22 protein-coding genes are annotated in these 26,368 nt (G+C 38.6%); 19 read left to right on the top strand and 3 right to left on the bottom strand.

Annotated elements, in window-relative coordinates:
- Positions 1 to 75: 75 nt before the first annotated feature.
- Positions 76 to 1,242, top strand: coding sequence for a M20 family metallopeptidase (locus CEQ83_RS01605; RefSeq protein ID WP_028412484.1), 1,167 nt, complete (start codon positions 76 to 78; stop codon positions 1,240 to 1,242).
- A 54-nt stretch (positions 1,243 to 1,296) separates the two neighbouring features.
- Here the strand turns inward: CEQ83_RS01605 and CEQ83_RS01610 are convergent, their stop codons facing one another.
- Positions 1,297 to 1,752, bottom strand: coding sequence for a ferritin-like domain-containing protein (locus CEQ83_RS01610; protein ID WP_028412483.1), 456 nt, complete (start codon positions 1,750 to 1,752; stop codon positions 1,297 to 1,299).
- Between the two features lie 151 nt (positions 1,753 to 1,903).
- Here CEQ83_RS01610 and corA point away from each other — a divergent pair, with 151 nt between their 5' ends.
- From corA to essA, 16 genes are all read left to right on the top strand, one after another.
- Positions 1,904 to 2,869 carry a magnesium/cobalt transporter CorA gene (gene corA / locus CEQ83_RS01615; protein ID WP_028412482.1) on the top strand — a complete coding sequence of 322 codons (966 nt, stop codon included), beginning with the start codon at positions 1,904 to 1,906 and terminating at the stop codon, positions 2,867 to 2,869.
- A 154-nt stretch (positions 2,870 to 3,023) separates the two neighbouring features.
- A complete protein-coding gene (gene dcuS / locus CEQ83_RS01620) occupies positions 3,024 to 4,610 on the top strand; it encodes a DcuS/MalK family sensor histidine kinase (RefSeq protein WP_034327425.1) in 1,587 nt (528 codons plus the stop codon).
- Positions 4,603 to 5,328, top strand: coding sequence for a response regulator (locus tag CEQ83_RS01625; RefSeq protein ID WP_028412480.1), 726 nt, complete (start codon positions 4,603 to 4,605; stop codon positions 5,326 to 5,328). The genes dcuS and CEQ83_RS01625 overlap by 8 nt, the downstream gene beginning before the upstream one ends.
- 142 nt (positions 5,329 to 5,470) lie before the next feature.
- Positions 5,471 to 6,130 carry a cobalamin B12-binding domain-containing protein gene (locus CEQ83_RS01630; protein ID WP_028412479.1) on the top strand — a complete coding sequence of 220 codons (660 nt, stop codon included), beginning with the start codon at positions 5,471 to 5,473 and terminating at the stop codon, positions 6,128 to 6,130.
- Complete coding sequence (locus CEQ83_RS01635; protein WP_028412478.1) at positions 6,117 to 6,869, top strand: STAS domain-containing protein; 753 nt, start codon at positions 6,117 to 6,119, stop codon at positions 6,867 to 6,869. Before CEQ83_RS01630 ends, CEQ83_RS01635 begins: the two co-directional genes overlap by 14 nt.
- A 293-nt stretch (positions 6,870 to 7,162) precedes the next feature.
- Positions 7,163 to 8,257, top strand: coding sequence for an ATP-binding protein (locus CEQ83_RS01640; RefSeq protein WP_224980631.1), 1,095 nt, complete (start codon positions 7,163 to 7,165; stop codon positions 8,255 to 8,257).
- A gap of 364 nt (positions 8,258 to 8,621) precedes the next feature.
- Positions 8,622 to 9,827 (top strand): DEAD/DEAH box helicase, encoded by a 1,206-nt coding sequence (locus CEQ83_RS01645; protein WP_098112296.1) that lies wholly within the window; start codon positions 8,622 to 8,624, stop codon positions 9,825 to 9,827.
- 252 nt (positions 9,828 to 10,079) lie between these two features.
- Positions 10,080 to 10,397 carry a hypothetical protein gene (locus CEQ83_RS01650; protein WP_013055102.1) on the top strand — a complete coding sequence of 106 codons (318 nt, stop codon included), beginning with the start codon at positions 10,080 to 10,082 and terminating at the stop codon, positions 10,395 to 10,397.
- Between the two features lie 109 nt (positions 10,398 to 10,506).
- Positions 10,507 to 11,106: a WXG100 family type VII secretion target gene (locus CEQ83_RS01655; RefSeq protein ID WP_028412475.1), complete on the top strand. Its 600-nt coding sequence runs from the start codon at positions 10,507 to 10,509 to the stop codon at positions 11,104 to 11,106.
- A gap of 61 nt (positions 11,107 to 11,167) precedes the next feature.
- Positions 11,168 to 11,560, top strand: a complete 393-nt coding sequence (locus tag CEQ83_RS01660; RefSeq protein WP_028412474.1) for an SseB family protein — start codon at positions 11,168 to 11,170, stop codon at positions 11,558 to 11,560.
- 369 nt (positions 11,561 to 11,929) lie between these two features.
- Positions 11,930 to 12,223: a WXG100 family type VII secretion target gene (locus CEQ83_RS01665; RefSeq protein WP_028412473.1), complete on the top strand. Its 294-nt coding sequence runs from the start codon at positions 11,930 to 11,932 to the stop codon at positions 12,221 to 12,223.
- 93 nt (positions 12,224 to 12,316) lie between these two features.
- On the top strand, positions 12,317 to 12,556 hold the full coding sequence (locus tag CEQ83_RS01670; protein WP_025752817.1) for an ESX secretion system protein YukD: 240 nt from the start codon (positions 12,317 to 12,319) through the stop codon (positions 12,554 to 12,556).
- A gap of 14 nt (positions 12,557 to 12,570) precedes the next feature.
- Entirely contained in the window at positions 12,571 to 13,875 is a 1,305-nt protein-coding gene (essB, locus tag CEQ83_RS01675; RefSeq protein WP_098999453.1) for a type VII secretion protein EssB, read from the top strand.
- A gap of 12 nt (positions 13,876 to 13,887) precedes the next feature.
- Complete coding sequence (gene essC, locus CEQ83_RS01680) at positions 13,888 to 18,366, top strand: type VII secretion protein EssC (protein WP_155016981.1); 4,479 nt, start codon at positions 13,888 to 13,890, stop codon at positions 18,364 to 18,366.
- Positions 18,363 to 21,545 carry a type VII secretion protein EsaA gene (esaA, locus tag CEQ83_RS01685; RefSeq protein ID WP_098999455.1) on the top strand — a complete coding sequence of 1,061 codons (3,183 nt, stop codon included), beginning with the start codon at positions 18,363 to 18,365 and terminating at the stop codon, positions 21,543 to 21,545. The genes essC and esaA overlap by 4 nt, the downstream gene beginning before the upstream one ends.
- Complete coding sequence (gene essA / locus CEQ83_RS01690) at positions 21,523 to 22,020, top strand: type VII secretion protein EssA (RefSeq protein ID WP_028412470.1); 498 nt, start codon at positions 21,523 to 21,525, stop codon at positions 22,018 to 22,020. Before esaA ends, essA begins: the two co-directional genes overlap by 23 nt.
- 50 nt (positions 22,021 to 22,070) lie before the next feature.
- On the opposite strand, the gene CEQ83_RS01695 is transcribed toward essA, so the two are convergent.
- Positions 22,071 to 22,547 carry a hypothetical protein gene (locus CEQ83_RS01695; protein WP_155016982.1) on the bottom strand — a complete coding sequence of 159 codons (477 nt, stop codon included), beginning with the start codon at positions 22,545 to 22,547 and terminating at the stop codon, positions 22,071 to 22,073.
- Between the two features lie 287 nt (positions 22,548 to 22,834).
- Here CEQ83_RS01695 and CEQ83_RS01700 point away from each other — a divergent pair, with 287 nt between their 5' ends.
- Together CEQ83_RS01700 and CEQ83_RS01705 are read left to right on the top strand one after the other, a co-directional pair.
- Positions 22,835 to 23,989, top strand: coding sequence for an endonuclease (locus CEQ83_RS01700; RefSeq protein WP_155016983.1), 1,155 nt, complete (start codon positions 22,835 to 22,837; stop codon positions 23,987 to 23,989).
- Between the two features lie 104 nt (positions 23,990 to 24,093).
- On the top strand, positions 24,094 to 25,731 hold the full coding sequence (locus CEQ83_RS01705) for a family 14 glycosylhydrolase (protein ID WP_033580731.1): 1,638 nt from the start codon (positions 24,094 to 24,096) through the stop codon (positions 25,729 to 25,731).
- Between the two features lie 48 nt (positions 25,732 to 25,779).
- Here the strand turns inward: CEQ83_RS01705 and msrA are convergent, their stop codons facing one another.
- Positions 25,780 to 26,295 (bottom strand): peptide-methionine (S)-S-oxide reductase MsrA, encoded by a 516-nt coding sequence (msrA, locus tag CEQ83_RS01710; protein WP_028412466.1) that lies wholly within the window; start codon positions 26,293 to 26,295, stop codon positions 25,780 to 25,782.
- Positions 26,296 to 26,368: the final 73 nt, after the last annotated feature.

Genomic DNA, 26,368 nt, shown 5'->3' on the forward strand with positions numbered 1-26,368 from the left:
TCTTAAAAACTAGCTTTCAAAAAACGAATAAATATACTATAATTTGTTTAAATATTTAAAAGAGGAGTACAACTAATGAAACAATTAATAAATGAAACAATTAATAAATTACAGGATACATTTTATGATGTAAGCAAATATATTGGACAAAATCCTGAGCTTGGCCATGAAGAATTTAAGGCTTGCAAAGCATTAACAGATGTTTTAAAAGAACAAGGGTTCACAGTTGAAATTGGTACATGTGACTTGCCAACGGCTTTTACCGCTGTTTATGACAGTCAAAAGCCAGGTCCATCGATTGGGTTTATGGCAGAGTACGATGCTTTGCCGGATCTCGGACACGCATGCGGACATAACTTAATTGGAACCATGTCAATTGCCGCTGGTATTGGTCTGAGTAAAGCAGTCGCAAAAACGGGCGGTAAAATATACGTATACGGAACGCCTGCAGAGGAAACACGAGGCGGCAAAGTAACGATGGCTGAACAAGGTATTTTTAATCATTTAGACGTAGCTATGATGGTGCACCCTTATTACTGTCATCAAAAAAGCGGGCGTTCTCTTGCGATGGATGCGATTCAGTTTGAGTTCTTCGGAAAATCTGCACATGCAGCCGCTGCCCCTCATGAAGGAATCAATGCACTAGACGGTGTATTACAAACGTTCAATAGCATTAATGCGCTTCGCCAGCATGTGAAGCCGGATGTACGTATTCATGGAGTGATTACAGAGGGTGGCAAGGCGGCCAACGTTGTACCGGATTATGCAGTAGCACAATTTTATGTTCGCGCTTCAACTCGTGCATATGTAGATGAAGTAACAGATAAGGTGAAGGCATGTGCACATGGTGCTGCTTTAGCGACAGGAACAAAATTAAAAATCTCAAACTATGAGTTTTCTTATGATGATATGCAAACGAATCAAACATTATCCGACGTCTATACAAATAATCTCATCTCATTAGGTGTGAGCGAGCAAAGCATTACGGAAGACCAAGGCGATCATGGATCTTTAGATATGGGGAATGTGAGTCAGGTTGTTCCGGCTATTCATCCGTATATTCAAATTTGTGATGATTATTTTGTTTGTCATACGCACGAATTTAGAGAAGCAGCTTTAAGTGAGCAAGGAAGAGAAGCAATGATACTTGGTGCAAAAACAATGGCATTAACAGGGTATGACGTATTAACCAATCAAACGCTGCTCCAAAAAATTAAAGAAGAATTTAATGCTACAAAGTAAGAGATAATAATAAAACCATACTAAATAATACGCTTGCAGTGGCAAGCGTATTATTTAGTATGAGAAGTGGGACTGAATGGTTCGAAAAATTTGACCGTGGCGCTGTTCATCGCTCGCAGCTCGAACAATGCGGCTTTGAATTCGAGCATTTGTGATTCTTCTAGCGATTGATTGATAAAATGGAACGGTTTCTACTTCATCTTTAATGGATTCAGAGACCCCTTCTTGAAAAGTATTTGGCAGTTTTATGTTTAATGAAATCTGTGGGTAGCTGCCTGATAAATCATAATAGGCTTTAGAAAACCAGTCAAAGTGTTTAATTTCATCCTGCCGAATACCTAATATAGCTTGTTGAAACTGATCATTAGGAGCCAGCTCTGCTAGGCGTGTATAGTAGTGAATAGCGGAAAACTCATCGTTTACAGCTTTGTTTATATCTCTTAAAAGCTGTTCGTCTAGTCTTGTATCATCTTCCCAATATTCTTCATGCCGGGAGTAAAATTCATACATATGGATATACCTCCTCACCGTTTTGTTCTCTTGTCGTCACCATCATCGTATGTATAGACAAGAAAAGGCGTACATTAAAAGAAAAAAGTTTAACAAAATGGTAAAAAGGGTATGTGCAGAGAATAGTATCAAAAAAGACAGAGGTTATCTTATGATTAAAATTGTAGCTAAAACCAAAGAAGGAGCTATTAAAGAGATAGAAATGAATGAGATTCGTTCAAGCCATGACTTTCAATGGTATTGGGTTGATTTTTACAATCCCACCGAGGAAGAAAAAAAGCAGCTTGAACAATTTAATTTTCATCCTTTAGCAGTTGAGGACTGTTTGAATCAAGGTCAGCGGGCTAAATTTGAGTTGTATGATGAGCATTATTTTTTAGTGTATTATGCACTTCATAAAGAAGAGCTTGAGCACTTAGAAGTATCTGCATTTGTGGGGGATAACTTTTTAGTCACTTACCACTTGGACAAGCTAACGAGCGTGGCTAGAGTGTGGGAGCTTATCAAAAAAGACCCTGAGGCTACCGAAGATGGAACATGGGATATCATGTATGAACTCTTAGATCATACCGTTGATGAATACTTCCCTGTGCTTTATAAATTTGAAGATCACATAGACGACATTGAAGACAATGCAAAAGACGAACCTATGGATGAACTAATGAGGCAGCTTTATGACATCCGAAGTGATTTGTCACGAATGCGCCGGATTTTAAACCCCATGAGAGATTTAATGTATCGTATTATGTCAACCAATGCGTTAAAAGCAAAAGAGCAGGTTCGCTATTTTAATGATATTTATGACCACCTATTAAATATGATTGAAATTATGCAAGCAAGCAGGGATTTGTCAAATGATATTCGAGAAAGCTTTATGTCCATCAACTCGGATCGTATGAATTCAATCATGTTTACGCTAACGCTGATGTCAGCTATTTTCTTACCGTTGACGTTTATTGCTGGCCTCTATGGCATGAACTTTTCATATATGCCGGAACTGACGGGAAAATATAATTATTTTATTGTACTGGGCATTATGATTGGGCTTGTAGGCGTAATGGTCTTTGCCTTTTATAAAATGGGATGGTTCAAATATCGAAAAGGACCTAAACTATAAAGTAGATTGTTAACCTTCCTGTATAAATGTTCATCAACTCAGTAAAAATGAAATTAAATAAGCGAAGATCTTATCTGCCTCTAGATAAGATCTTTTTCTTGTGCTATAAACAAGGAAAGCAGGGAAGCGAGGGAAGAATGTGAAACACGGAAGAATGGGGCTGCGAAGCATCACGGTGCTGCTTGTATGCATGGTGGTAATTCTATCGCTATTGTTAACGGATTTATTAGTTAGCAGTTCAATTGGAAAAAACATCCGAGATCAACAGGCTGAAAAAGCTCGGACTATTGCTACAATTATTTCAGAATCAACGAACGTGAAAAAAGGACTAGAGACAAAAACACCTCAGTCAATTCAGGAATTTACTGAACGAATTCGTAAAAAATCAAGCGTCTTGTTTATCGTTGTTATAGATATGAATGGAATCCGCCAATCTCACCCAGATCCTAAAAAGATAGGAAAGAGGTTTGCCGGAGGCGATGAGCAAAAATCATTGCACGGGAAATCTTATGTATCTGTATCAAAAGGAACGCTTGATAAATCTCTGCGCGCTTTTGCACCTATTTATAATGAAAAAAATCAACAAATTGGCGCAGTGGCTGTGGGGATTTCTTTGAATAATGTAAATGAAGCGATTAGAGATGGGCATCGTCGAATTGTTTTAGGTTCATTAATTGGCTTACTTGTAGGCGTTCTTGGTGCTATTTTATTAGCGAATTACATAAAGAAAATTTTATTTGGCTTGGAACCTTCTGAAATTGCTAAAATTCTAGAAGAGAGAAGCACCATGCTGCAGTCGGTTCGTGAAGGAGTGATAGCTGTTGATAAAGAAGGTAATATTACACTTGCTAATCGTTCTGCACGCCGCTTATTTGTTAAAGCAGGGTTAGCACCAGAGCCAATCGGTTTGTCTATTCGAGAATATATGCCCACCTCCAGATTGGACGACGTTTTGTCTACGGGGGAATCTCATTATGATGAAGAGCAAGTCATAAATGGAGTAGCCATTGTAGTTAATAGGGTTCCGCTAGTGGTAAACGAAGAGATTGTAGGAGCACTTTCTACGTTTCGGGATAAAACAGAAGTTAATATCTTAGCAGAACAGCTAACAGGTGTTAAAATGTATGTGGAAGCGCTTCGAGCACAATCGCATGAATTTATGAATAAACTTCATGTGATTTTAGGAATGGTGCAGATGAATTATTATGATGAGCTAAAAACGTATATTCATCAGCTTGTTAATCATCGTGTCGATGAATCTAGTTCAGTGACTAAATCTATTAAAGATCATGCGTTGGCAGGGTTTCTCATGGGCAAAATGAGTTATGCTAGAGAGGAAAGCGTAGAACTGACGTTTTCCGCTGATGAAGTTATTCCAGAACCTTCAGATCCACACGTTACTCATCATCTCATTACCATTATTGGAAATTTAATTGATAATGCAATTGATTCAGTTTGTCATCAAGCCTCTAAAAAAGTGTCCATTATGCTTGTGTATAAAAACAATAAGCTTACGATTCAAGTTACGGATACAGGCTGCGGCATTCCTTCCGATACAATGAATCAGATTTTCAAGAAAGGCTTTTCTACAAAAGGAACGAGCAGAGGGTTTGGGCTGCATTTAGTGAAGCAAACGATTGATGAACTAGGTGGCCAAATCGTTATTGACTCATTTATAAATAGCGGCACCACATTCTATATTGATATTCCGTACGAAACAAGGAGAGATCAAGTTGATTAAAGTATTAATTGTTGAAGATGACCCAATGGTTGCTCAGTTTAATCAAAAGTACATTGAAGAGATAGAGGGGTTTACAGTGGTCGCTGTTGCTCATTCGGGTCATGAAGCCTTAGTGAAGGTAAATGAATATCAAGTTGATTTAGTACTGCTTGATATCTTTATGCCTGGGCAAAATGGTTTGAGAGTTTTACAAGAGATTCGAACAAAGCAAGAGGAAATAGACGTCATTTTTATCACCGCTGCTTCGGATGCCCAAACGATTCAGCAAGCTTTACGCTATGGAGCGATTGATTATTTGATTAAGCCTTTTACATTTGAACGCTTTTATCAAGCACTTTCGGCTTATAAACAAACATTTCGTACGTTAAAACAGCAACCTCAGCTTAATCAACAGGAATTAGACGGGCTGCTGTCTAATAAAAAAATAAAAGAAGCTCCGGTAGAGCCGTTGCCTAAGGGTCTAACGACAGGAACATTAGAAGTCATCGTAGAAGCCATTGTGCATCTTAAAGATCACCCTTTTTCGACCGATGATGTGGCTGAAAAAACGGGAATTTCAAGAGTGTCTATTCGAAAATATTTAAAATTTCTAACAGATATAGGTCTTCTTGGAGAAAGAATGACTTACGGCACAATAGGACGTCCTGTGTATGCGTACTTATACAATGAACAAAACCGTCACTTGCTGCATCACTACCTCGTTGACTTTGAAAAATAAAAAGATTTACCTGTCAGAGACGTCCGGTGTTATTTTGTCGGTGTGAGAATATTTTACTGTAGAGTGCCGGTGAGTTAAGTGGTATGGTTGATAATAACAAAGGAAAAAAAACAAGTCGTTTGACTGAAAAAGAGGTGGTTTCTTGATTGAAAGCATAGAACGCTTGACTGAATTACTGTTATCAGGGAATCAAGATGAAGCTTGGAATATTGTGTGGAAAAAAAGACAGCAGGGTTTCGACACATTTTATATTTTTCAGCAATTCATTTCAGTGTCAATGGCTCAAATCGGTATGATGTGGGAAGAAGATGAAATTTCAGTGGCTGATGAACATTTAGCTACTACTACCTGTGACTATGTTTTGTCACGCTATCAATTGTGTATAAGACAAGAAGTTATTAAAAGTGAAAAAAAAGGTCTGTTTTTGTGTATAGAAAATGAACAGCATTTTTTAGGTTTAAAAATGATTTCCATTCTCTTTGAAGAGCACGGATGGCAGACGAAACTTTTAGGAGCAGATTCTCCGCTTTTACATGCAACGCACGCTGTTGAACAATGGAAACCTGATTTAGTAGGAATCTCGTTCAGTTTAACTCATCATATAGAAAAAGCAAACGAATATATAGAAGGATTAAAAAAGACAAAACATCAGCCGCTTATTTTAGTTGGAGGCCGAGTAGTTTCAAACTATAAGTTTCCTCTTGTTCAAACAAATCAAGTTCGATTTATTGCACAGCTAGAGGAGTTGAAAGAGCTTTTTCATTATCAATCAATTAGGGGGATTAAGGTTGTCGACTATTAAATATGCTCCGCTTCCTGCTTTTATTATGGATGAGGAAATGAATATTCTAGCGCAATCTGATGAAGCAGCCGCTTTATTCGGAGAGGTTCAACATTTTTTAGAAATTGTTGATGAAGATAGTCAGAACAAAGCTAGAAAACGATTAGGAAAGAAGGAAAAAATAAAAACAGAATTAGTCATGCATTCGCGTAAATCTAAGATGTCTCTTTATACCGTGAATTGCAAATGGGAGCAAGATAAGGCGCATGTAATATGTGTAGAGGAAGATTCTCAAATTAGAATTCTCTCAGAAAAAATCGAACAGCATACAGCGCGTTTATCTGAAACAGACTTAGAACTGCTGCTGCAAAAAGAACGATTAGAAAAGGCCATGAACCGAGTTATAGAGCTGTCGGGACCGTTTATTCATTTATCGAACAACATGGTGCTTATACCTCTGTTTGGCGATTTATTTGAGGAAGTCATCATGAAAAATGAACATCGGCTGCTCAGACAAATAGATGAGGAAACGGTTGATCGAGTTATCATTGATTTTAATGGAATCGGTCAAATTGATGAACGAGGTGTTGCAGCCCTAGAACATTTAATATGGGAATTTCAGCTAATGGGCGTACAGATTTATTTAACAGGTGTGACACCCGATCACAGTCAATGGCTTCACCAGTATCATTTTCAAGCAAATGTAAAATCTATTAGTAACCTAGGTCAGGCCATTCATCAATTTTTTACAACGGCATGAAATGGCTACAAAAAGTGAACACTTCATATAAAGGCAATAAGACAGGGGATCAATACGGATAAACAGGTGATTAAAATTTGGTGAAACACGCGCGTAAAGTAGCTTTAAGAATTTCAATTATATATATCATTATTGGCGCTGTATGGATCTTGATATCTGATAATATATCTAGAACATTAGCGCAAGGTCGTTTTGAAGTATATATTTTTTTTCAACAATACAAAGGTTGGTTTTTTATTTTAGCTACGGGTATTATTTTGTATGGGTTGGTATATAGGAGAGCTTATAAACTAGTGGAGTCCCAGCAAGAGCTCGTAGTGAAAGAACACGAACTTCAAACGAGCAATCAGCACTATCAATCTTTGTTCAAACATAACCCTGATGGTGTTTTTGAAATAAGTAAAACGGGTGAAGTACTTCTTGCTAACCCGGAAGGTGAAGCAATCGTTGGATACTCCAGTGAAGAACTGCAAAAGATGAAACCTTCAGCTCTTATCGCAGCTGAAGAGTTTGATATGTGTAAAGAGTATTTTAAAGAAGTGCTGAATGGAAAAGGTGCTAAGTTCGAAATGAATGTGATCAATAGAAAGCGAGAAAGACGGTTGCTTAGGTGTTCTTTGCTTCCCATTATTGTTCATAAGCAGGTAGTAGGTGTATTTATGATTGCACGCGATATTACTACATACCGCCAAGATGAAGAGCTTATGATAACCTCGGAAAAAATGTCGGTTATTGGACAAATGGCAGGTGCCGTAGCACATGAAATTAGAAACCCCCTTACTTCTTTAAAAGGTTTTGTACAGGTTATGCAAGCCTCTAAGGAAACAAATGACACATATTTAGATATCATGATGTCTGAAATCGACCGCATCAACTTAATCTCCAGTGAAATGCTCATTCTTGGAAAAAAGCAGCATGTATCTTTTGAAAAGACCAATTTATGCGAGATTTTAAAACAAGTTATTACGCTAATGGAAGCGCAGGCCAATTTAAATAATGTTTCTATTTTATTGAAAGAAACAGCAAAAAGGCCTATTTATGTTTCGGCTGATGCAAATCAGTTGAAACAAGTGTTCATCAATGTGATCAAAAACGGTGTAGAAGCTATTATTGAGAAAGGCCATATTACAATAACAGTTGAAGAAAAAGATACACGAGCATTGATTCACTTCGAAGACAATGGAATCGGAATGAGTCAAGAGAGGATTGAACAAGTAGGGACGCCGTTTTATTCTACAAAAGAAGCTGGAACGGGCTTAGGGCTGGCCGTGTGTTACAAAATCATGGAGCGTCATCAAGGTACCATGCATTTTAAAAGCGGTAAAGGAAAAGGGACAACGGTTACTATTGATATGCCAATTACAGAACGAAACAGCCGCCTTTCGTAGTTCAGAGAGGCGGTTGTTTTCTTGAAAAAGAGGAAGTAAGCAGCTGAGCCCTTTGCGTCCGGATCCATATAGGACATAAAACCTCCTTCTTATACAAGTTTTCGTCCATAATAAAGAGGATCATATTGTTTTCTATAGAAGCAATAGTGTATCATAGTTGAAGCTATGTATATCGATGTAGAAAAGTTAAGGCAACAATCGACTTTTCTACTGACGGATTGACAGGGTCCCTTGGGATAAGGAAGGTTTATTTATAAATAGAAATTAAGGTCAGTATTAACGCACATGGCCACTGATACATTCGTTTAATTGAAATAAAAAAATCGTTTATAATATCGAGAAAAGCATGGAAAAGGAGATAGATATGAGTCAGTTTATAGAGACTTTACAGCCTTTTTTACAAGAGGCGTGGAAAAAAGCAGGGTTCAATGAGCCTACTGCCATTCAAACGAAAGCTATTTCAGAGATTTTAGCTAATAAAGATGTAATAGGAGAATCCCCAACGGGAACAGGAAAGACACTGGCATATTTGTTGCCTGTCTTACATCGCATTCAGCCGGGACCATCTCATGTTCAAGCGGTTATTTTAGCATCTTCCCATGAATTAGTTATGCAAATTCATGGTGAAATTCAAACTTGGTCGCAGGGAAGCGGTATTTCAAGCGCTGCGTTTATTGGCGGAGCAAATATGAAACGGCAATTAGAAAAACTCAAAAAGCGCCCTAATATCATTGTTGGTACCCCAGGACGTTTGAACGAATTAATTAAAATGAAGAAATTAAAAATGCACGAAGTCAAAACAATTGTGATTGATGAAGCGGATCAATTGTTTGTACCTGAGCATGTTCAAACGGTTCAACAGATTGTAAAAATGGCGTTAAGTGATCGTCAAATCCTAATCTTCTCAGCTACTGTATCAGAACGTACCAAATCGCTAGCGAAAGACATGATGAACCAGCCTCTTGAAATAGAGGTAGGAAGAGATGAACTCCCAGCTTCGAAGGTAGAGCATGTATACATCAAAAGTGAAGCTAGAGATAAAGTGGACGTGCTTAGAAAACTAGTTCGTCAAGAACAAATGAAAGCTTTAGCCTTTTTTAAAGGGATTGATACTCTGATCGAGTTTGAAGAAAAATTAACATTTAAGCGTGTAGAAGCAGGCTCTTTACACAGTGAAACGAAAAAAGAAGATCGTGCTACGACGATTAAAGGTTTTCGAAAAGGAGATTTCCCTGTCTTATTAGCAACGGATGTCGCAGCTAGAGGATTAGACATTAAGGGATTGACGCATGTAATTCATATCGATGTTCCTCAAGATGCAGATCAATACGTACATCGCTCAGGTAGAACAGGCAGATCGGGAGCAGAAGGTACAGTCATTTCTCTTGTCACTGAACGAGAAGAGCGAAATTTAAAACAAATCGCACGTGAACTTCAACTTTCATTAGCGAAAAAAGAGCTTTATATGGGCGAAATCGTCGATGAAGGTACAAAAGAGCAGTCCCGTACAGCTAAAAAACCTTCAAAAAAGCCATTTAACAAGAAAAAGAAACAAAAAGGTCGGATGTAAACTAGGTATTCTTCCTTTTTATAACAGCAGTGTCACAACCTAAAAAGCAACGTCTACTGCTTTATTACAGCAGCCTGGCGTTGTTTATTTTCTCTATTTCCCCTGTATAAATAAGTAAAAAAAGAGAAATGTAGATATTTTTTCCTAGGTATGAAAATAGTTTGAATGATGGATTTTGTTTTTTGTAACCTTATTTTAACATTACTTTAAGAGACTTCTAATAAAAGAGGAAGAAGGACGTGGGGACATTTTATGGATGCAATTGATGATCTCTTTGACGACATAGAGCGAAGAAGAAAAAGCAAAGAATATAGTCGAGATGCAGATCAATTAGAATCATATTTACATGAAGTTCAACGTATCATGGAATTTCTTGAAGAAGGTATCTATCTGTTTCAAAATTCGCACCAACAATATGCGTCAGATTGGTCAGGGCGTTCTAAGAGCTCATATGAGGATATTTATAATGATATTACGCAATCCACTTTTCATCTGTACGACGTAAGGGATGAATTGTTTCAAACTTTACGCTTAGAAATTTCACGATTAAGAGAGCTAGCATCGGCGTAATAAATAACATTATCGACTCACTCTTTTAGAAAGTGAGTCTTTCCGTATAGGCTTAAAAAATGTTTGGATGATGACTGAAGGCTTACAAGAGATAGGGGGACGGACATACATGGAGATAAAAGTAAATCCAGAGGTGCTGCAGACATTTGCAGAGCGAATTCAACAGTCTCATTCACAGACGGCTGATGCACTTCAAAAACTAAGCTGGGAAGCTACAAATCTACATTTCTTGTCTGTTGCAGATATTGATAAAGTGCTGGACTTGCAGGAAGAGTTACAGCATATGATTCGCAAACTTGATTCGCTAACGGAAAATGCACATTTATTAGTAAAAGACACTGCAGAGCAAATGAGAAAAGCAGATGGAGAGCTAGAAGGCTCTTCAGGCTGGACGGAGTTTTGGTCGAGCGTATGGAGCGATGGGAGCGCCCATTCGCAAGATACGTGGAATGACATAAAGAACTTAAAAGAATGGAACACGTATGACAATATGCATAGAACGATTGAAAAACCTCTAGGTACTCTTAATGTTATGTGGAATTCGCTTTCTATGTCTTGGGAAGAAAAAGTAGTGAATGGTTCTACATGCAGTCGAACGGAATTTTTCACTTATGGGGTTATTCAAATGGGATTGGGCATTTTAAGTCAGGAGATGAATCCTTCAAACATTATGTTTAGTGACAGCACAGAGGAAGTGAAGAGAGAATGAATGAAGTATATGATGGCGCTGGAAGTGAAATGGTACAGTTCCTTACAGGGTTGTCTCAGCAATGAAGTATACATTTAATTTATTAGAAAAATCGTTAATTGAAGCAATGAAAGATAATAAAAAAATTGCTCAATTTTATAAAACTTTAATGAATAGCAATTTATGGCTAGTTGTTAGCTCAGAACATGTAGCATCAGATATATTAATTGCAGAGCACTACGTTCAGACGATGAAAAGTGCAGCGTATCGATATTTACCTGTTTTTTCGTCAAAATATCCGATTGAACAGATGCTAAAAGATGAAAAGACCGTATGTGTATCATTTAAGGATATGCTGCCTGTATTAAATGAAGAAATAGCCATATTACTTAATCCTGACACGCCTCTCTCAAAATTATTCATCCCGGAAGAAATAAGAATGTTAAAAGAAGATAAAAATTATTTTAAGCAGTAGCCAAGGCGATAACAAGCACATGTCCTTTTTTCAAGCATGTCTGAATCTTAAATAAATAGGATATATATAGGCAGGGCCTTAAACAGGCTGCTGCTTTTTTATTACTAGTAAATAGTTCTATAGATAATAAATAGAAATGTAATTTAATAGTCTTATAGTTTTTATTTTCCTTTAAATAGGTACCTATAGATTAGATGGAAAAGGTTTAAATGAGAACAAAATCTTGGTTTTTTAGGTTTTATTTGCATTTTTTAGGGGTATTTGTAGATACATATTCTCATTTTTGGAGGCTTTTGCAAGTAACCTTTGACCTTATCACTAGAGTTTCTTACAATAATAGTAAATATATAAACCGAAGGAGAGATATGTATGTCAGGAATTATTCGCGTAACACCAGCAGAGCTTCGCGACATGTCAGGTCGCTATACTAACGAAAGCGGTCAAGTTCAAGAACTAGTAAGCCGTCTTGATACAATGAAAAATCAACTTCAAGATATGTGGGAAGGTGCTTCAAGCGAAGCGTTTGCTGCTCAATACGAAGAATTAAAACCTTCTTTCGTTGAAATGTCTAACCTACTTACAAAAATTGCTAAGCAATTAGACGACTCTGCAAATGTTCTTGAAGATACAGATAACCAAATCGCTAGCCAAATCCGCGGTTAACTTCATCTAATAATCTAAGTGAAGTAATAAAAGGAGCGCCCCATTCTCAAAAGATGAAGGCGCTTTTTCTATGTTTTGAGGTGATGAAACCCTATGTATATAGAAGTAACAGTAGACTTAAAGCACTATACAGGTGATCGGTTCGATTTGCGACTATCAAACTATCATTCAATCAAAAAAGTAGTCGAGATCGTTTGGCAAGCTAAAAAGATTACTCAATCACCAAAGGACGGTGCGTGGATACGTGTTTCAAATAAAAATCTTATTTTCTCGGGAAATGAGACGATGATTAACTGCGGAATTACCACAGGTGATTGTATCGAAATTCTCTAAAGGAGTCTATTAGAATGTCAGAGAAGAGACCGACTTACTTAGAAGAGCAGCTCGAAGCTGTAATGACACGTCATAATAATGAATATACATTTGTTTTTCAAAAAGAAAAAATTCGACTTGATCGTTCTGTTGAAATTGAAATGTTAAAGGATGTAAACACGGCTTTTCAAAAAGAAATCATGATGAGCGATGATGAACTTAAAATAACAATTAAGCCTACCTCTGAATTTCAACCTTTTACAGCATTAAGGGGAAAAGAAGAACAGCAAAAGTGGCTGTTTGCAGATCAGCTTATCAAAAAGGTAAAGCAGCATTCTTTTTCAAGGCTGCATTTGTTGATTTGTCCAGAAAATATCATTTTTGATAAAAGTTTAAGTCCTGCTTTTTTACATTATGGAGTGAAAGAAAGTTTACCTCCTTATGAGCCTAACGAGGAACAAAGCTTTCAGGAGTTAAAGGCTACGATAGCGGCGGCCGTTGACTCATCGCATACATTTGAACAGTATTTTAAGTTATACGAGACCTTGCAATTAAAAGAAGACGCTAAAAAAATAATGCATATCAGCAATGAGGAAGAGTTGAGTCAATTTGTTCAGCATAAGCTAACCCAAATTGAAAAACATCAAAAGACACTTGTTCAACTTCCTCAAAAACGCTGGACCATTTTTAAGTTTTCATCTGTCGGTATACTTGTCTTATTAATTCCAGCTCTTATTTATACTTTTTATTCTTATTTTTTTGCTCAGCCGAAACAAGAAGCATTTGTAGAAAGCAACGAATACTTTCTTGAAAAAAACTACAGCAAAGTAGTCGACACACTTGAAGATTACGATATTGAAAGTATGCCTAAAATTGTGCAATACGAAATAGCAACCTCCTATCTTGTTAATGAAAAGTTGGGAGAGGAGCAAAAGGCAAATGCTTTAAAGACTATTACGCTTCAGTCAGATCCTCAGTACTTTGCCTATTGGTTTTACATTGGCCGAGGAGACAACAAAAAAGCTTTAGAAGTGAGCAGGTTGTTAGAAGAACGTTCGTTAATTATCTATGCATTAATGAAATACGAAGGTCAGCTAAAGACAGACAACGATTTAGCGGCTGATAAAAAGCAAGAAGAGCTTGATAAAGTAGCGAATGAACTGGAAGAATTCAAGAAAGAAAATGATCAGCAAGAAGCGGAAGCAGCCAAGCAGCAAGAAGAGAAACAGGCTGAGGAAGCACAGGCGGCCAAGCAGCAGGAAGAAGAACAGAAAGCTGCAGAAGCCGAGAAAAAGAAACAAGAAGAGCAGAAAAAACAGCAGGAAGATCAATCGAAGTAGGGAGGTAGTTGTATGAATATGCTTTGGATAGTTAGTGGGCAAACGTATCAGCAGCTGCCTATAGATTTTAAAACCTTTCGCCAAGCAACGGTTGGAAACACTCAGCATCAAACGTTTACTTTTTCCTATCCGTTTGAGAAAGGTCAAATGACGCTGTCATCTGAAAAGAACGGCCGGCTCTTGGTTTCCTACGGAGAAGAAAGGATAGCAGAGCTATCTGTTTCTGAGTCGTTTGTATGGCGAGAACAAGGACAGGCTTTAACCTTTGCCCTTACAGAGACGGCTGTTAAAGAAGCTGTCTATTATATTGATTACGAATCAGAAGTCTCGTTTTCCACAAGTGATGAAGCAGCTGATGTGTATCAGCAGAAAGAAAAGTATGTAGTAGAGCCAAAAGAAGGATTTTACTTATCAAAGATAAACGGGAAGTGGAAGGTCTTTTATAACCAAGAACGGCTTTATCTTAATGGACACCGAATAGAAGAGAATAGGAACCTTCAGCCCGGAGATCTTATTTTATGGTCTTCTATGACGATTCAATTGATCGAAAAAGATTTGCTGAAGATTCAAAGCTACTATGATTATGCATCTAAGCTTCCGGCTACGGCGCAACCTATTTCTGAAATGAAAAAGAAGTACCCGGTTTATAGACGGACACCGCGCATGATATATGATTTGCCTAATGATAAGGTGAGCTTGTCCTTTCCGTCTCAAGACAATGATGAAAATAACCGAAGCTTATGGCTTACCATTTTACCCCCATTAGTCATGCTTTTAGTCATGGGTACGGTATCGATTATTCAGCCCAGGGGAATTTTTATTATTATATCTGTCATGATGTTTACGACCACGCTGATTGTATCTACCGTTCAATATTTCAAAGATAAAAAACAGCGCAAGAAGCGCCAAGAGCGTCGTCGTCGAATTTATACAAAGTACTTAGAGAACAAGCGCGAGGAATTACAAGAACTAGCATCAGTTCAACGAGATGTATTATCTTATCATTTTCCAACGTTTGAACGAATGAAATATTTAACAGAACAGATTTCCGATCGAATTTGGGAACGAACTGTGGAAAGCAGTGATTTCTTACAGGTGCGTCTTGGAAAAGGAACAGTTCCTGGAAGCTACCAAATTTCTTTAAATAGCGGAGATATGGCTAATCGAGAAATTGATGATTTGCTTGAGCAGTCTCAGCACATGGAAAAAGTCTATCGAGAAGTCAAAAATGCACCTGTTACCGCTCACTTAGGTTTAGGCTCTATCGGTCTGGTAGGAAAGATGAAGACGGTGAAGAATGAACTGCATCAGCTTGTAGGACAGCTGGCATTCTCCCACAGTTATCATGATGTGAGATTCGTATTCATTTTTGATGAAGAAGAATATAAAGAGTGGGAATGGATGAAATGGCTCCCTCATTTTCAGCTGCCTCATTCTTTTGCGAAAGGCTTCATTTATAATGAACAAACGAGAGATCAGCTTTTATCTTCTATTTACGAAATGCTGAGAGAACGCGACTTAGATGAAGCAAAAGGAGAAGGGGTTTTTTTGCCTCACTTTGTTTTTATTATTACGAATCAGCAGCTAATTGCAGATCACGTTATCTTAGAGTATTTAGAAGGGTATCACCCTCATCTTGGGTTCTCTACGATATTTGCGGCAGAGACGAAAGAAAGCTTAACGGAGCATGTTCACACACTCGTTCGTTATATTAACGAATCCCAGGGGGATATATTAATTCAAAAGCAAAAAGCTGTGAATATTCCATTTCAGCTTGATAAACACACGCTTGATTATAATGAAAGATTTGCAAGGATGCTGCGGACATTGGATCACCAAGTTGGCATGACCAACTCAATTCCAAATAGCGTTTCATTCTTAGAATTATTTAAAGCAAGAGAAATTGGTGAGCTGGATATCGTGCAAAGGTGGCACACCAATGAATCAGCTAAGTCGCTAGCGGTTCCAATTGGTTTAAAAGGAAAAGAGGATATTGTTGAACTAAATCTTCACGAAAAAGCTCACGGCCCTCATGGATTACTTGCAGGTACGACGGGGTCAGGGAAAAGTGAATTTTTACAAACGTACATTCTTTCTCTAGCGGTGAATTTCCACCCCCATGAAGTCGCATTTTTATTGATTGACTATAAGGGCGGAGGAATGGCTCAGCCGTTTAAAAACATGCCTCACCTGCTTGGAACCATTACAAATATTGAAGGAAGTAAGAATTTTAGTACAAGAGCCTTAGCTTCTATTAAAAGTGAATTAAAGCGACGCCAACGCTTGTTTGATAGATATGAAGTCAATCATATTAATGATTATACAGATTTATATAAGCAAGGTATGGCAGAAGAACCTCTGCCTCACTTATTCTTAATCTCGGATGAATTTGCTGAGTTAAAAAGTGAAGAACCAGAGTTCATTCGCGAATTAGTCAGCGCGGCGCGAATTGGACGTAGTCTAGGCGTTCATTTAATTTTAGCAACACAAAAGCCAGGCGGTGTTATTGACGATCAAATTTGGAGTAATGCGCGCTTTAAAGTAGCGTTAAAAGTCCAAGATTCCGCTGATAGTAAAGAAATCTTAAAAAATGCAGACGCTGCTTCTATTACGGTGACGGGTCGAGGCTATCTGCAGGTTGGAAATAATGAAGTGTATGAACTGTTTCAGTCAGCCTGGAGCGGCGCGCCGTACATGGAAGATACGTATGGGGCTGAAGACGAAGTAGCCATTGTCACAGATCTCGGGTTGATTCCTTTATCTGATGTATCTACTCAGCAGACGTCATCCAAACAAGCGGAAGCAGAAATTGATGTTGTGGTGCAAAAAATCGAACAAACGCAGCAGGAATTAGGTATCAAAAAATTAAATAGTCCATGGCTGCCGCCTCTTAAAGAGAGATTGCTTCGCAGTGAGTACAAAGAGAAGCGAGACGGCGTATTCCCAATTGGCTTAATTGATGAACCTGAAAAGCAAAGTCAAACGGTATATAACTATCAGCTGATGGACGATGGAAACATTGGTATATTTGGTTCGTCAGGATATGGTAAATCGTTTACAGTCATGATGTTGCTTCTTAGTCTAGCTGAAAGACAGAGCCCAGAGCAGCTTCATTATTACATTTTTGACTTTGGGAACGGTACGCTGCTGCCGCTTCGTCAGCTGCCTCATACGGCGGATTATTTCTTAATGGATCAAATGCGTAAAATTGAAAAATTCATGACGATTATCAAACAAGAAATCGCAAGACGAAAGCAGTTATTTCAACAGCAGGAAGTTAGCAATATCAAAATGTATAATGCTTTAAGTTCAGAAGAGCTTCCTCTAATTTTTATCACGATTGATAATTTTGATCTTGTCAAAGAAGAAATGCAAGATCTAGAAATGCAGTTCACGCAGCTTGTGCGTGACGGTCAGTCTTTAGGAATTTATATGATCTTTACCGCGACGCGCGTGAATTCTATTCGTCAGTCACTTATGAATAACTTGAAAACGAAGGTGGTTCATTACTTAATGGATCATTCAGAAGCGTATTCTATTTTAGGACGTACGCCGTATGCGCTAGAGTCTATTCCAGGCCGGGCTATTATCAAAACGGATCAACCTTATTTTGCACAGCTGTTTTTACCTGCGGAAGGAAAAGATGATTTTGAAATTTTTGATGCAGTTAAGCTGCACATTCAACGATTAAAGAATCAATACGCTGATGCTATTCTTCCGGAGCCGGTGCCAATGCTGTCATCGAAACTTGTACTTGCCGAATTTATGACGGACAGAAGAGTTATTCGCGAAAAAGGAGTTATTCCTCTTGGGTTAGATGAAGAGTTTGTTCGACCGGTGCATATGAACTTTACGAAAAATAAGCATTGTATCGTCATGGGACAGACGCAAAAAGGAAAGACCAATGTAGTGAAAGTCATACTGCAAACAGCGCTTGAACAAGGCGTGAAGCAAATCGGACTATTTGATTCGGTTGACCGTGGTTTATCAAGCTATGCAGCTGAAGAGCAAGTTGTTTACATGGAAACAAAAGAACAGATCGTCGACTGGCTTGACCTAACCGAAGAACGATTGCAGCGACGTGAAAATAAGTATTTGGAAGCAGTGCAGGAAGGAACCGTACACGGCCTTTCATTTGCCCCGATCATGCTTGTAGTAGACGGATTTGTACGATTCCAGCAAAACTTAGACAGTGTCTTGCAGGATCGTATTACAAAATTGATAAAAAATTATAGCCACCTGGGCTTTAACTTGATTGTTGCAGGGAACAACAATGAGTTTTCAAAAGGATTTGACGCGTTAACAACAGAAGTGAAGCAAATTGGCCAAGCTGTGTTGTTGATGAAGAAAACAGAGCAAAGCTTATTTACACTTCCTTATGACCGAAAAGAAGCCGACGTTAACCCTGGCTTCGGTTATTATATTAAAAGTGGAAAAGAAACAAGAATTCAAATCCCGCTATGTGTAAGTGAAAGGAAGATCTTAACATGACCGAACAGCGTAAGTATACACTTAAAGTCATATTAGCTGTTGTTTTAATTTTGGCTCTTCCTTCTTTCTTTTTCCAGTATATTGGAGACAACCCGCTACAAGTCACAGAAAACTCAACAAGAACGATTGCGGTTGTTAACGAAGATAATGGAGTAAAAGAAAATAGTGAAAAAGCGATAGAATTTGGAGAAAAAGTGACTCCTCTTTTACAGGAGGGGTCAGATTATCAATGGACCGTGCTTGGACGAAGCGCAGCTACAAGCGGTTTACAGAATGGGAAATATGATGCGGTTATTTATATTCCCTCGACTTTCTCACAAAATATTTTATCGTATCAGGAAAAAAAACCAGAAAAAGCTACTTTGGAATACAAAGTTCAAAGTCAGCTTAACGCAGTTAATAAGGAAAAAGTAGTAGGGGAATTAGAAGATGCTACTACAAAGGTTAATAATGAAATGTCCTCTTTGTACTGGAGTTATGTATCACAGGAAGTGGATAAGGTACGCGGACAGTTCGATAAAATTCTAAATAAAGAAATCGCCTTTCAAAAAACAATGGTCGCTTTTTATAAACCGAATTCAAAAGATTTAGCAGGTGAATTAAATGATCAAAAGAAAATTCTTCAGCAAATCCAAGATAATGTAAATAAAGCAGAAAAAGGTTCTAGCGACAGACAAGGCGACGTAGAACAGGTTGAAAAGAATTTAAACAGCTTCATTGAATATGTAAATCAATATCAAACATATCAAGAAACACAGAAACAAATGCTTGAAAAAACGCAGGCTCAAAGTGTCGCTGCGATTCAACAAGGGTTGTCTTCCCTTGAATCTAATCAGCCAAGCTCTAAGCAAAATTTTAATGAGCAGGCCAATCAAGTGTTTAGTGGCTTATCTTCCATTCAACAGCAGCTGGATGAAAATCAAAAAGCCGTTGGAGAACTTGGAGATCAACAAGCAGATAACGTCAGTGAACAAGAAAAAGCTCTGCAAGATTTGAACGGCCAAATCATCAGTTCATACAAACAGCAGTCTGAGCAAACAACCTTAAATCAAATTGAAAGTAAGCTAAAGCCGCTTCGTGCGCAGCTAGAGACAGCTTCATCAAATGATAGTGGTGGAGGCTCAACGGATCCAGGGGAAAGTGATGGAACTCAGCCAGATCCTAATCAAGACGGAGAGACGCCAACGGACCCTGGAGAAGGTGACGGAACTCAGCCAGATCCTAATCAAGGTGGAGAGACGCCGACGGATCCTGGAGAAGATGATGGAACTCAGCCAGATTCCGGTCAAGGCGAAGGAACGTCAGAACCAATTCAAGTGGATTTATCTCAGCAAACAGCAAAGCTTGATGATATATCAAAAGGGCTTGATGATTTAGAAAAGCAGCTTCAAGGCATGACGAGTGAAACACCCGAAGCGCCTGAAGCACCTGAGACACCTGAGGACACGGAAACGCCTGGAACGCCTGAAACACCGGATACACCTGATACATCAGGCACATCCAATGCTGTGAAAAGTGCGCTTGAAAAAGTGGCTAATCTGAAAACACAGGTACAGGCGGTCAAAGATGAGCTGCAAAATGTAACCGTTCAGCCTGAAACTTCAGGAGAAAATACGGATGCGCTGAAGCAGAAAATTGCCAGTTTGGAAGCAGACGTCGAGTCTTTGACAGCACAGAAAAACAAAGCAGAGAAAGACTTAGAAGAAGCAACCAAGTCGTCCAGCAGTCAAATTGCTAAGCTTCAAGAAGAAAATGAACGATTAAAAAAAGAGAATGAAAAGTTGAAAGAAGACGGCAAAAAACCTTCTAAAGGCAGTGCGGATGTTGATGGTCTCATTACGATGATTAAAAACAAAGAAGATAAAATCTTATCTTCTCCAAACCTTTCAGCTTCTCGAAAGGAAAAGCTGAGCAATACATTCTCAGGTAAGATTAAAAGCAGCAGTGCCGAAGATCTGTTAAAGTACTACGGTGATTTATCGCAGTATGATTTGACTTTAGCTCAAGTAGGAAATACAGACATACAGAACAGCGTCCTTAACAATGACTCTATTAAAGGAAGTTTGCAGCAGGCGTTAGCTGGAACCGTTTCTTCTCAAGACGCGCGTAAGCAAATCCAACAAAACCTGTCTCTAACAAAAGAAGAGTTAGCACAGTTCCAAAGTTCAGTGCAAGATTTTGCTGATCAATATGGACAAACAGTTGATGCTGAACAAGCATCGATTATGGAAGAGCTATCAGCTATTCAAGAAAAAGCAAATGCAATGAATCAAGAGCTTCAATCTAGCGCAGGTGAAGATCAAGCATTAGAAAAGAAAGAAGCTCCGGACGTAACAGGCTTAATGACGCTGCAGCAAAGCATGGGTCAAGAGTTGAAGGGAATGAACGAACTCATTTCATCTTTAGGTGAAAGACAAGCTAATGTTGTCACGTACACAGATGAATTGCAGAAGCGTGTAAATGAAGTTCAGGATAAGGCTGACACGCTTAACAGCAAGTGGGCCCAAAACGTGGATTCAACGAAGTTGGTGCGAGGCCAGGTATACCGCTTGTTAAATAATACATTAGTAGATGGACAGAATAATGATTACGTTTATCATTATTTAGCAAATCCTCTTCAAGTAAGCGGTGAAGTGCCGGCTGAAAAAGTAAAAGAGGTTCCACCGGTTGTCATTTTGGTTATTATCTTAATCAGCAGCCTACTAATTGGCTATTTCAGTCAATACTACCGACATGCACCTATGCTTGTAAAAGGTACGCTCTTTGGATTATTGAATTTGATTGTAGGGTTAATGGTAAGTATCTTTAGCCTGAATATTTATTCGTTATCGGGAGACCGGGCAATGGAATGGTCAATCTTTACGATCGTCTTATTGCTTGCTTCATCTACACTTGTACGTATTGCTTTCTTATTAGGAAGCTTCGCTGGATGGGTGACGACAGTAGGGTTGATTTTATTTTATATTACCCCGCTTCTTAACTTATCTATGCCAAACTTTAATTACGAAGATCCAGTATCTAAAGTGTACATGTCCATTCAATATGATACGCAGTCTCTGTTTGGACAGGCGCTTATTGTATTACTGGGAATGACTGCTGTTTTAAGTGTTCTGCCATCTATTATTCGTGCTTTAAAGACGACTAAAGAGGTTGAAAATGATGAAACCTATAGTGCTTAGTAAGAAGATTGGAAGTGTTGTTCTTATTTTTTCACTTCTTTGTTTCCCTATAGCAGCAGCGGCTGAAGCTGATGATGGAAACGTTGAAGAGATTAAACCAAATGTATATAAAGATGATCCCATTAACTTAGACCCCGAATCTTTGCTAGAAAATAAAAAAGAAGTAGGAAATATTCCGGAGGAAATAAAGGATCTTACATTTGAAAAAGAGGAAGATGCAGAGAAAGAGAGTTTAAAAGAAAGTCTTTTTGCGAACGCATCAGCTGAAGATAATACGATTTCTGCGAAAGCAAAAGAATATAACTTGTTTTCTTCTAAAAACACTTCCTACAAGAAAGATCGGACAGAACAAACGGCTTCTGAAAAGTCATCAGATCTACAATGGTTTTATTTATTATTGATTGGTGTGGGGGTTGTTGTATTATTTGTGGTTTTAATACCGCGCATTAGCCCTCAGCCTTCTGTGAAAAAATGAAAAAACCTCGCTGTTAATCAACAGCGAGGTTTTTGCGTATAGACGTAAATTTACAGGCGGCGGAAGCCTTCTTCAAACAAATAATCTTCTGCTTCTTCGTAAGATAAAAATGCTGCCTCTAAATTCAAGCCAGAATAAATATTCCACAGGTCATCTTCATGAACAAGTAAAAGCGTTGCATTGTCTGGGCCGTTCCAGCGCTGTTCATTTCCATTCCCTACAATAGCTTCTTCTCTAGCTGTATCAGGAAGGGTAGACAAAGATTCAATAGAAGCTTCAATAATTGATCGAAGATCTTCGTCAGTGTAATCACGGATATTCACAAGACCTTTGTCATTTGTTTCATATCCTTTTAAAAAACCTGCATATACAAATCCATTTCCGTTAGGATGCAGATGATGCACAACAACCGTTTTATCGTACACGCTTTCTTCATAATGAAAATTCACGCGTCCTAAAGATACATCTTTTCGATGCAGCTCTGGAAACGATGAAATAATAGCTAATTTTTCGTCAAAACTAAGCATAGACAATCCTCATTTCTATTTAAATCATTTCATTTTCTGAAATGGTATAAGCTCTTTTACGATTCGGTTGATTATACCATATATAAAGAAAGACACATAATGCTTTTTCCAGTGTGGACTTTTAAAAATATAACCCTTCGCATAAAGCAGCCGCCACTGTAAAGAAGAACACATCTTTTTCACTATAAAACTTAACAAAAAACAGGCAGGGAATTCACAGTGAAAAAATAATATAAAGAGGTGGAAGGAAACGAGTTTTTAAACCTATCATAAGGAGGAATAAAAAAGTGAGATTACATGCTCTGTGTAAAAAAACATGGGTAATGTCCCTGCTTGTTTTTGCTCTTGTAGTGAGCTTAACTCCTGTTAGTCAAGCAGCGGCATCTTTATCTGTGTCACAAGCTCTTGAAAATCAAAACAATAGTGTACAAGCTGTTAAAGGATATGTAGTAGGTCAACCTACAGGCACATCTACAGTTATTACGAGCAATTACCCAAACGATTATGCACTTGCTCTCGCTGACAGTGCAAATGAAACCAACACAGACAAGATGGTATACGTTCAAATTCCTTCAAATTTGCGAAGTACATTTGGACTTCAAAGTCGCTCGGAGTTAAAAGGGAAAAGTCTTACTGTTACGGGCACACTCACCACTTACTTTTCACACCCAGGAATAAAATCAGTTACTTCTATCAGTACAGAAACAGGAGGAACTGATCCGACTCCAGACCCCACAGAGCCAACTGTTCCAGTAGAAGACTATTATCGTACCGCAGCTGGAAAAACAGGAAACACCTTAAAAACAGAGCTTCATAACATTATTGACCATCACACAGAACTTTCGTATTCAGCCGTATGGGAAGCTTTAAAGAAAACGGATGAAGATCCAGCTAACGCAAATAACGTTATTTTGCTCTATACGGGGCGTTCACAGAGTAAGAGTACAAATGGAGGCGGAGTGGACGATTGGAATCGTGAGCACGTCTGGGCAAAGTCTCACGGGGACTTTGGAACAGCTATGGGTCCTGGAACAGATCTTCATCATTTACGTCCAACCGATGTGTCTGTAAATGGTACGAGAGGAAACTTAGATTTTGATAACGGAGGGACGGAACATAGCGAGGCACTCGGAAATTATTTTGACAGTGATTCATGGGAACCTCGAGATGAAGTAAAAGGTGATGTGGCTCGTATGTTGTTTTATATGGCCATACGCTATGAAGGCGATGTAAGTGATGAGCCTGACTTAGAACTTAATAACACAGTGAATAATGGCACTGCTCCTTATCATGGGAAATTATCTGTGCTTCTTCAATGGAACGCCGAAGATCCAGTAGATGATCGAGAACGACGCAGAAATGATATTATTTATTCAGACTATCAGCATAACCGCAATCCGTTTATTGACCATCCTGAATGGGTGAATGAGATTTGGAACTAATGTAGGAGGCGTCCTGGCGGGGCGTCTTTTTTTATAAAAGAAAAAGGAAAAAACTAAAATCCGCCGAATACCTATAGGTGATTTTGAAAAAATGGAGGGAAGCTATGAAACAGCTATGTAAAAAAGGGTTGGCTTTTATTTTGGTGCTCATTTTTGTTAACGCTTTCATTTTGAATCCACTTAATGGAGCGGCTGCCGTAGATGGAAAATCAATGAATCCTGGTTACAAAACCTACTTAATGGCGCCTTTAAAAAAGGTAACAGACTATACAACATGGGAAGCGTTTGAGAACGATTTACGCAAAGCGAAACAAAATGGATTTTATGCGGTGACAGTAGACTTCTGGTGGGGAGATATGGAGAAGAACGGCGATCAGCAGTTTGATTTTTCCTATGCTCAGCGCTTTGCTCAAGCTGCTCGTAATGCAGGTATAAAGATCGTTCCTATTATTTCTACTCATCAGTGCGGCGGTAATGTTGGAGATGATTGTAACGTTCCGCTTCCGTCTTGGGTATGGAACTTAAAAAGTGATGACAGCCTTTACTTTAAATCTGAAACAGGTACGACAAATAAAGAAACGCTAAGCCCGCTTGCAACTGACGTTATTTCTAAGCAATACGGAGAGCTCTATACGGCATTTGCGCAAGCGTTAGCACCTTATAAAGACGTGATTGCTAAAATCTATTTATCCGGAGGCCCTGCAGGTGAAATTCGTTATCCGTCCTATACAGCAGCAGACGGAACCGGCTATCCGTCTAGAGGAAAATTTCAAGTGTATACGAACTTCGCCAAAAGCAAGTTTCAATCATATGCTTTGACTAAATACGGTTCACTCGCCGGCGTCAATCAGGCATGGGGAACCAATTTAACCTCTGCATCGCAAATTTTACCGCCATCAGATGGCTATCAGTTCTTAAAAGATGGTTATTCAACAGCTTATGGAAAAGATTTCTTAGCATGGTATCAAGGAGCTTTGGAAGATCACACAAAACGTATTGGACAGTTAGCTCATCAGGCTTTTGATGCCACCTTTAACGTACCAATCGGTGCAAAAGTGGCGGGAATTCATTGGCAGTATAATAATCCGACGATTCCTCATGCTGCAGAAAAACCTGCTGGATATAATGATTACAATGCGCTTTTAGACGCTTTTAAAACAGCTAAATTAGATATAACGTTTACGTGCTTAGAAATGACGGACAGCGGAAGTTATCCCGAATATTCTATGCCAAAGACGCTTGTACGCCAAGTAGCAGGTATTGCGAATGCAAAAGGAATTGTTTTAAACGGGGAAAATGCTCTAACTATAGGCAGTGAAGATCAATATAAAAAAGCAGCTGAAATGGCCTTTAACTATAATTTTGCAGGATTTACTTTGCTTCGTTTCTACGATGTCATTAACAATGATACGCTGATGGGGCAATTTAAAAATACGCTGGGCGTTACACCAGTTGCGCAAACGGTTGTAGTGAAAAATGCGCCAACTGCGGTAGGAGAAACGGTTTATATTGTTGGAGACAGAGCTGAGCTAGGTCAGTGGGATACGTCCCTTTATCCAATTAAATTAACATATAATTCATCTACAGCCGATTGGAGAGGCACCGTCTATTTTCCTGCGAGTCAAAATGTTCAATTTAAAGCAATTGTGAAGAGAGCTGATGGCTCGTTAAAAGCATGGCAGCCTTCGCAGCAATATTGGAGCGTGCCGTCAACAACAGCAACTTATACAGATAATTGGTAAACAAAGCCGCATAGCAAACGCTATGCGGCTTTGTTTCGAACATAAGAATTATTTCCAGTTCGCTTGAATAAACTCATCTCGACCAGACTTAGCGCGGTCTTCTTTATAATGCTTTGGATTTTTCTTGTGGAAATCTTGGTGATACTCTTCCGCTTCATAAAACGCAGAGGCAGGAAGGATGCTTGTCACGATTGGTTTTTTAAAACGTCCGCTTTTTGCGACCTCTAGCTTTGTCTCTTCAGCTTCCTGCTTTTGGCTATCGTTATGGTAAAAAATTGCTGTTCGATACTGCGAGCCTCGATCTTGGAATTGACCTCCATCATCTGTTGGATCAATTTGCGGCCAATAAAGATCTAACAAACGTTTATACGGAAACACTTCAGGGTCAAATGTGATTTGAACCACTTCGTAATAACCGCTTGTGCCAGATTTTACTTGCTCATAGGTAGGGTTATCCACAGTTCCCCCCATATATCCTGATACAATGCCGTGAATACCTTCTAGCTCTTCAAATGGTGTAACCATACACCAGAAACATCCACCTGCAAATGTAGCTTTTTCCATACGTAATCCCTCACTTAATCCGTTGTTATGAAGGGTATTATAACAAATTTATATTGAAACAGCTAGAAAAGGG

Origin of the sequence: Priestia megaterium (genome assembly GCF_009497655.1) — a bacterium.
In the GTDB taxonomy this organism is placed as follows: Bacteria; Bacillota; Bacilli; order Bacillales; family Bacillaceae_H; genus Priestia; species Priestia zanthoxyli.

Excerpts from the sequence above, each read along its gene's own strand:
- CEQ83_RS01605 (WP_028412484.1), top strand. The coding sequence starts at position 76 with ATGAAACAATTAATAAATGAAACAATTAATAAATTACAGGATACATTT.
- CEQ83_RS01610 (WP_028412483.1), bottom strand. The coding sequence starts at position 1,752 with ATGTATGAATTTTACTCCCGGCATGAAGAATATTGGGAAGATGATACA.
- corA (WP_028412482.1), top strand. The coding sequence starts at position 1,904 with ATGATTAAAATTGTAGCTAAAACCAAAGAAGGAGCTATTAAAGAGATA.
- dcuS (WP_034327425.1), top strand. The coding sequence starts at position 3,024 with ATGGGGCTGCGAAGCATCACGGTGCTGCTTGTATGCATGGTGGTAATT.
- CEQ83_RS01645 (WP_098112296.1), top strand. The coding sequence starts at position 8,622 with ATGAGTCAGTTTATAGAGACTTTACAGCCTTTTTTACAAGAGGCGTGG.
- CEQ83_RS01650 (WP_013055102.1), top strand. The coding sequence starts at position 10,080 with ATGGATGCAATTGATGATCTCTTTGACGACATAGAGCGAAGAAGAAAA.
- CEQ83_RS01655 (WP_028412475.1), top strand. The coding sequence starts at position 10,507 with ATGGAGATAAAAGTAAATCCAGAGGTGCTGCAGACATTTGCAGAGCGA.
- CEQ83_RS01660 (WP_028412474.1), top strand. The coding sequence starts at position 11,168 with ATGAAGTATACATTTAATTTATTAGAAAAATCGTTAATTGAAGCAATG.
- CEQ83_RS01665 (WP_028412473.1), top strand. The coding sequence starts at position 11,930 with ATGTCAGGAATTATTCGCGTAACACCAGCAGAGCTTCGCGACATGTCA.
- CEQ83_RS01670 (WP_025752817.1), top strand. The coding sequence starts at position 12,317 with ATGTATATAGAAGTAACAGTAGACTTAAAGCACTATACAGGTGATCGG.
- essB (WP_098999453.1), top strand. The coding sequence starts at position 12,571 with ATGTCAGAGAAGAGACCGACTTACTTAGAAGAGCAGCTCGAAGCTGTA.
- essC (WP_155016981.1), top strand. The coding sequence starts at position 13,888 with ATGAATATGCTTTGGATAGTTAGTGGGCAAACGTATCAGCAGCTGCCT.
- esaA (WP_098999455.1), top strand. The coding sequence starts at position 18,363 with ATGACCGAACAGCGTAAGTATACACTTAAAGTCATATTAGCTGTTGTT.
- essA (WP_028412470.1), top strand. The coding sequence starts at position 21,523 with ATGATGAAACCTATAGTGCTTAGTAAGAAGATTGGAAGTGTTGTTCTT.
- CEQ83_RS01695 (WP_155016982.1), bottom strand. The coding sequence starts at position 22,547 with ATGCTTAGTTTTGACGAAAAATTAGCTATTATTTCATCGTTTCCAGAG.
- CEQ83_RS01705 (WP_033580731.1), top strand. The coding sequence starts at position 24,094 with ATGAAACAGCTATGTAAAAAAGGGTTGGCTTTTATTTTGGTGCTCATT.
- msrA (WP_028412466.1), bottom strand. The coding sequence starts at position 26,295 with ATGGAAAAAGCTACATTTGCAGGTGGATGTTTCTGGTGTATGGTTACA.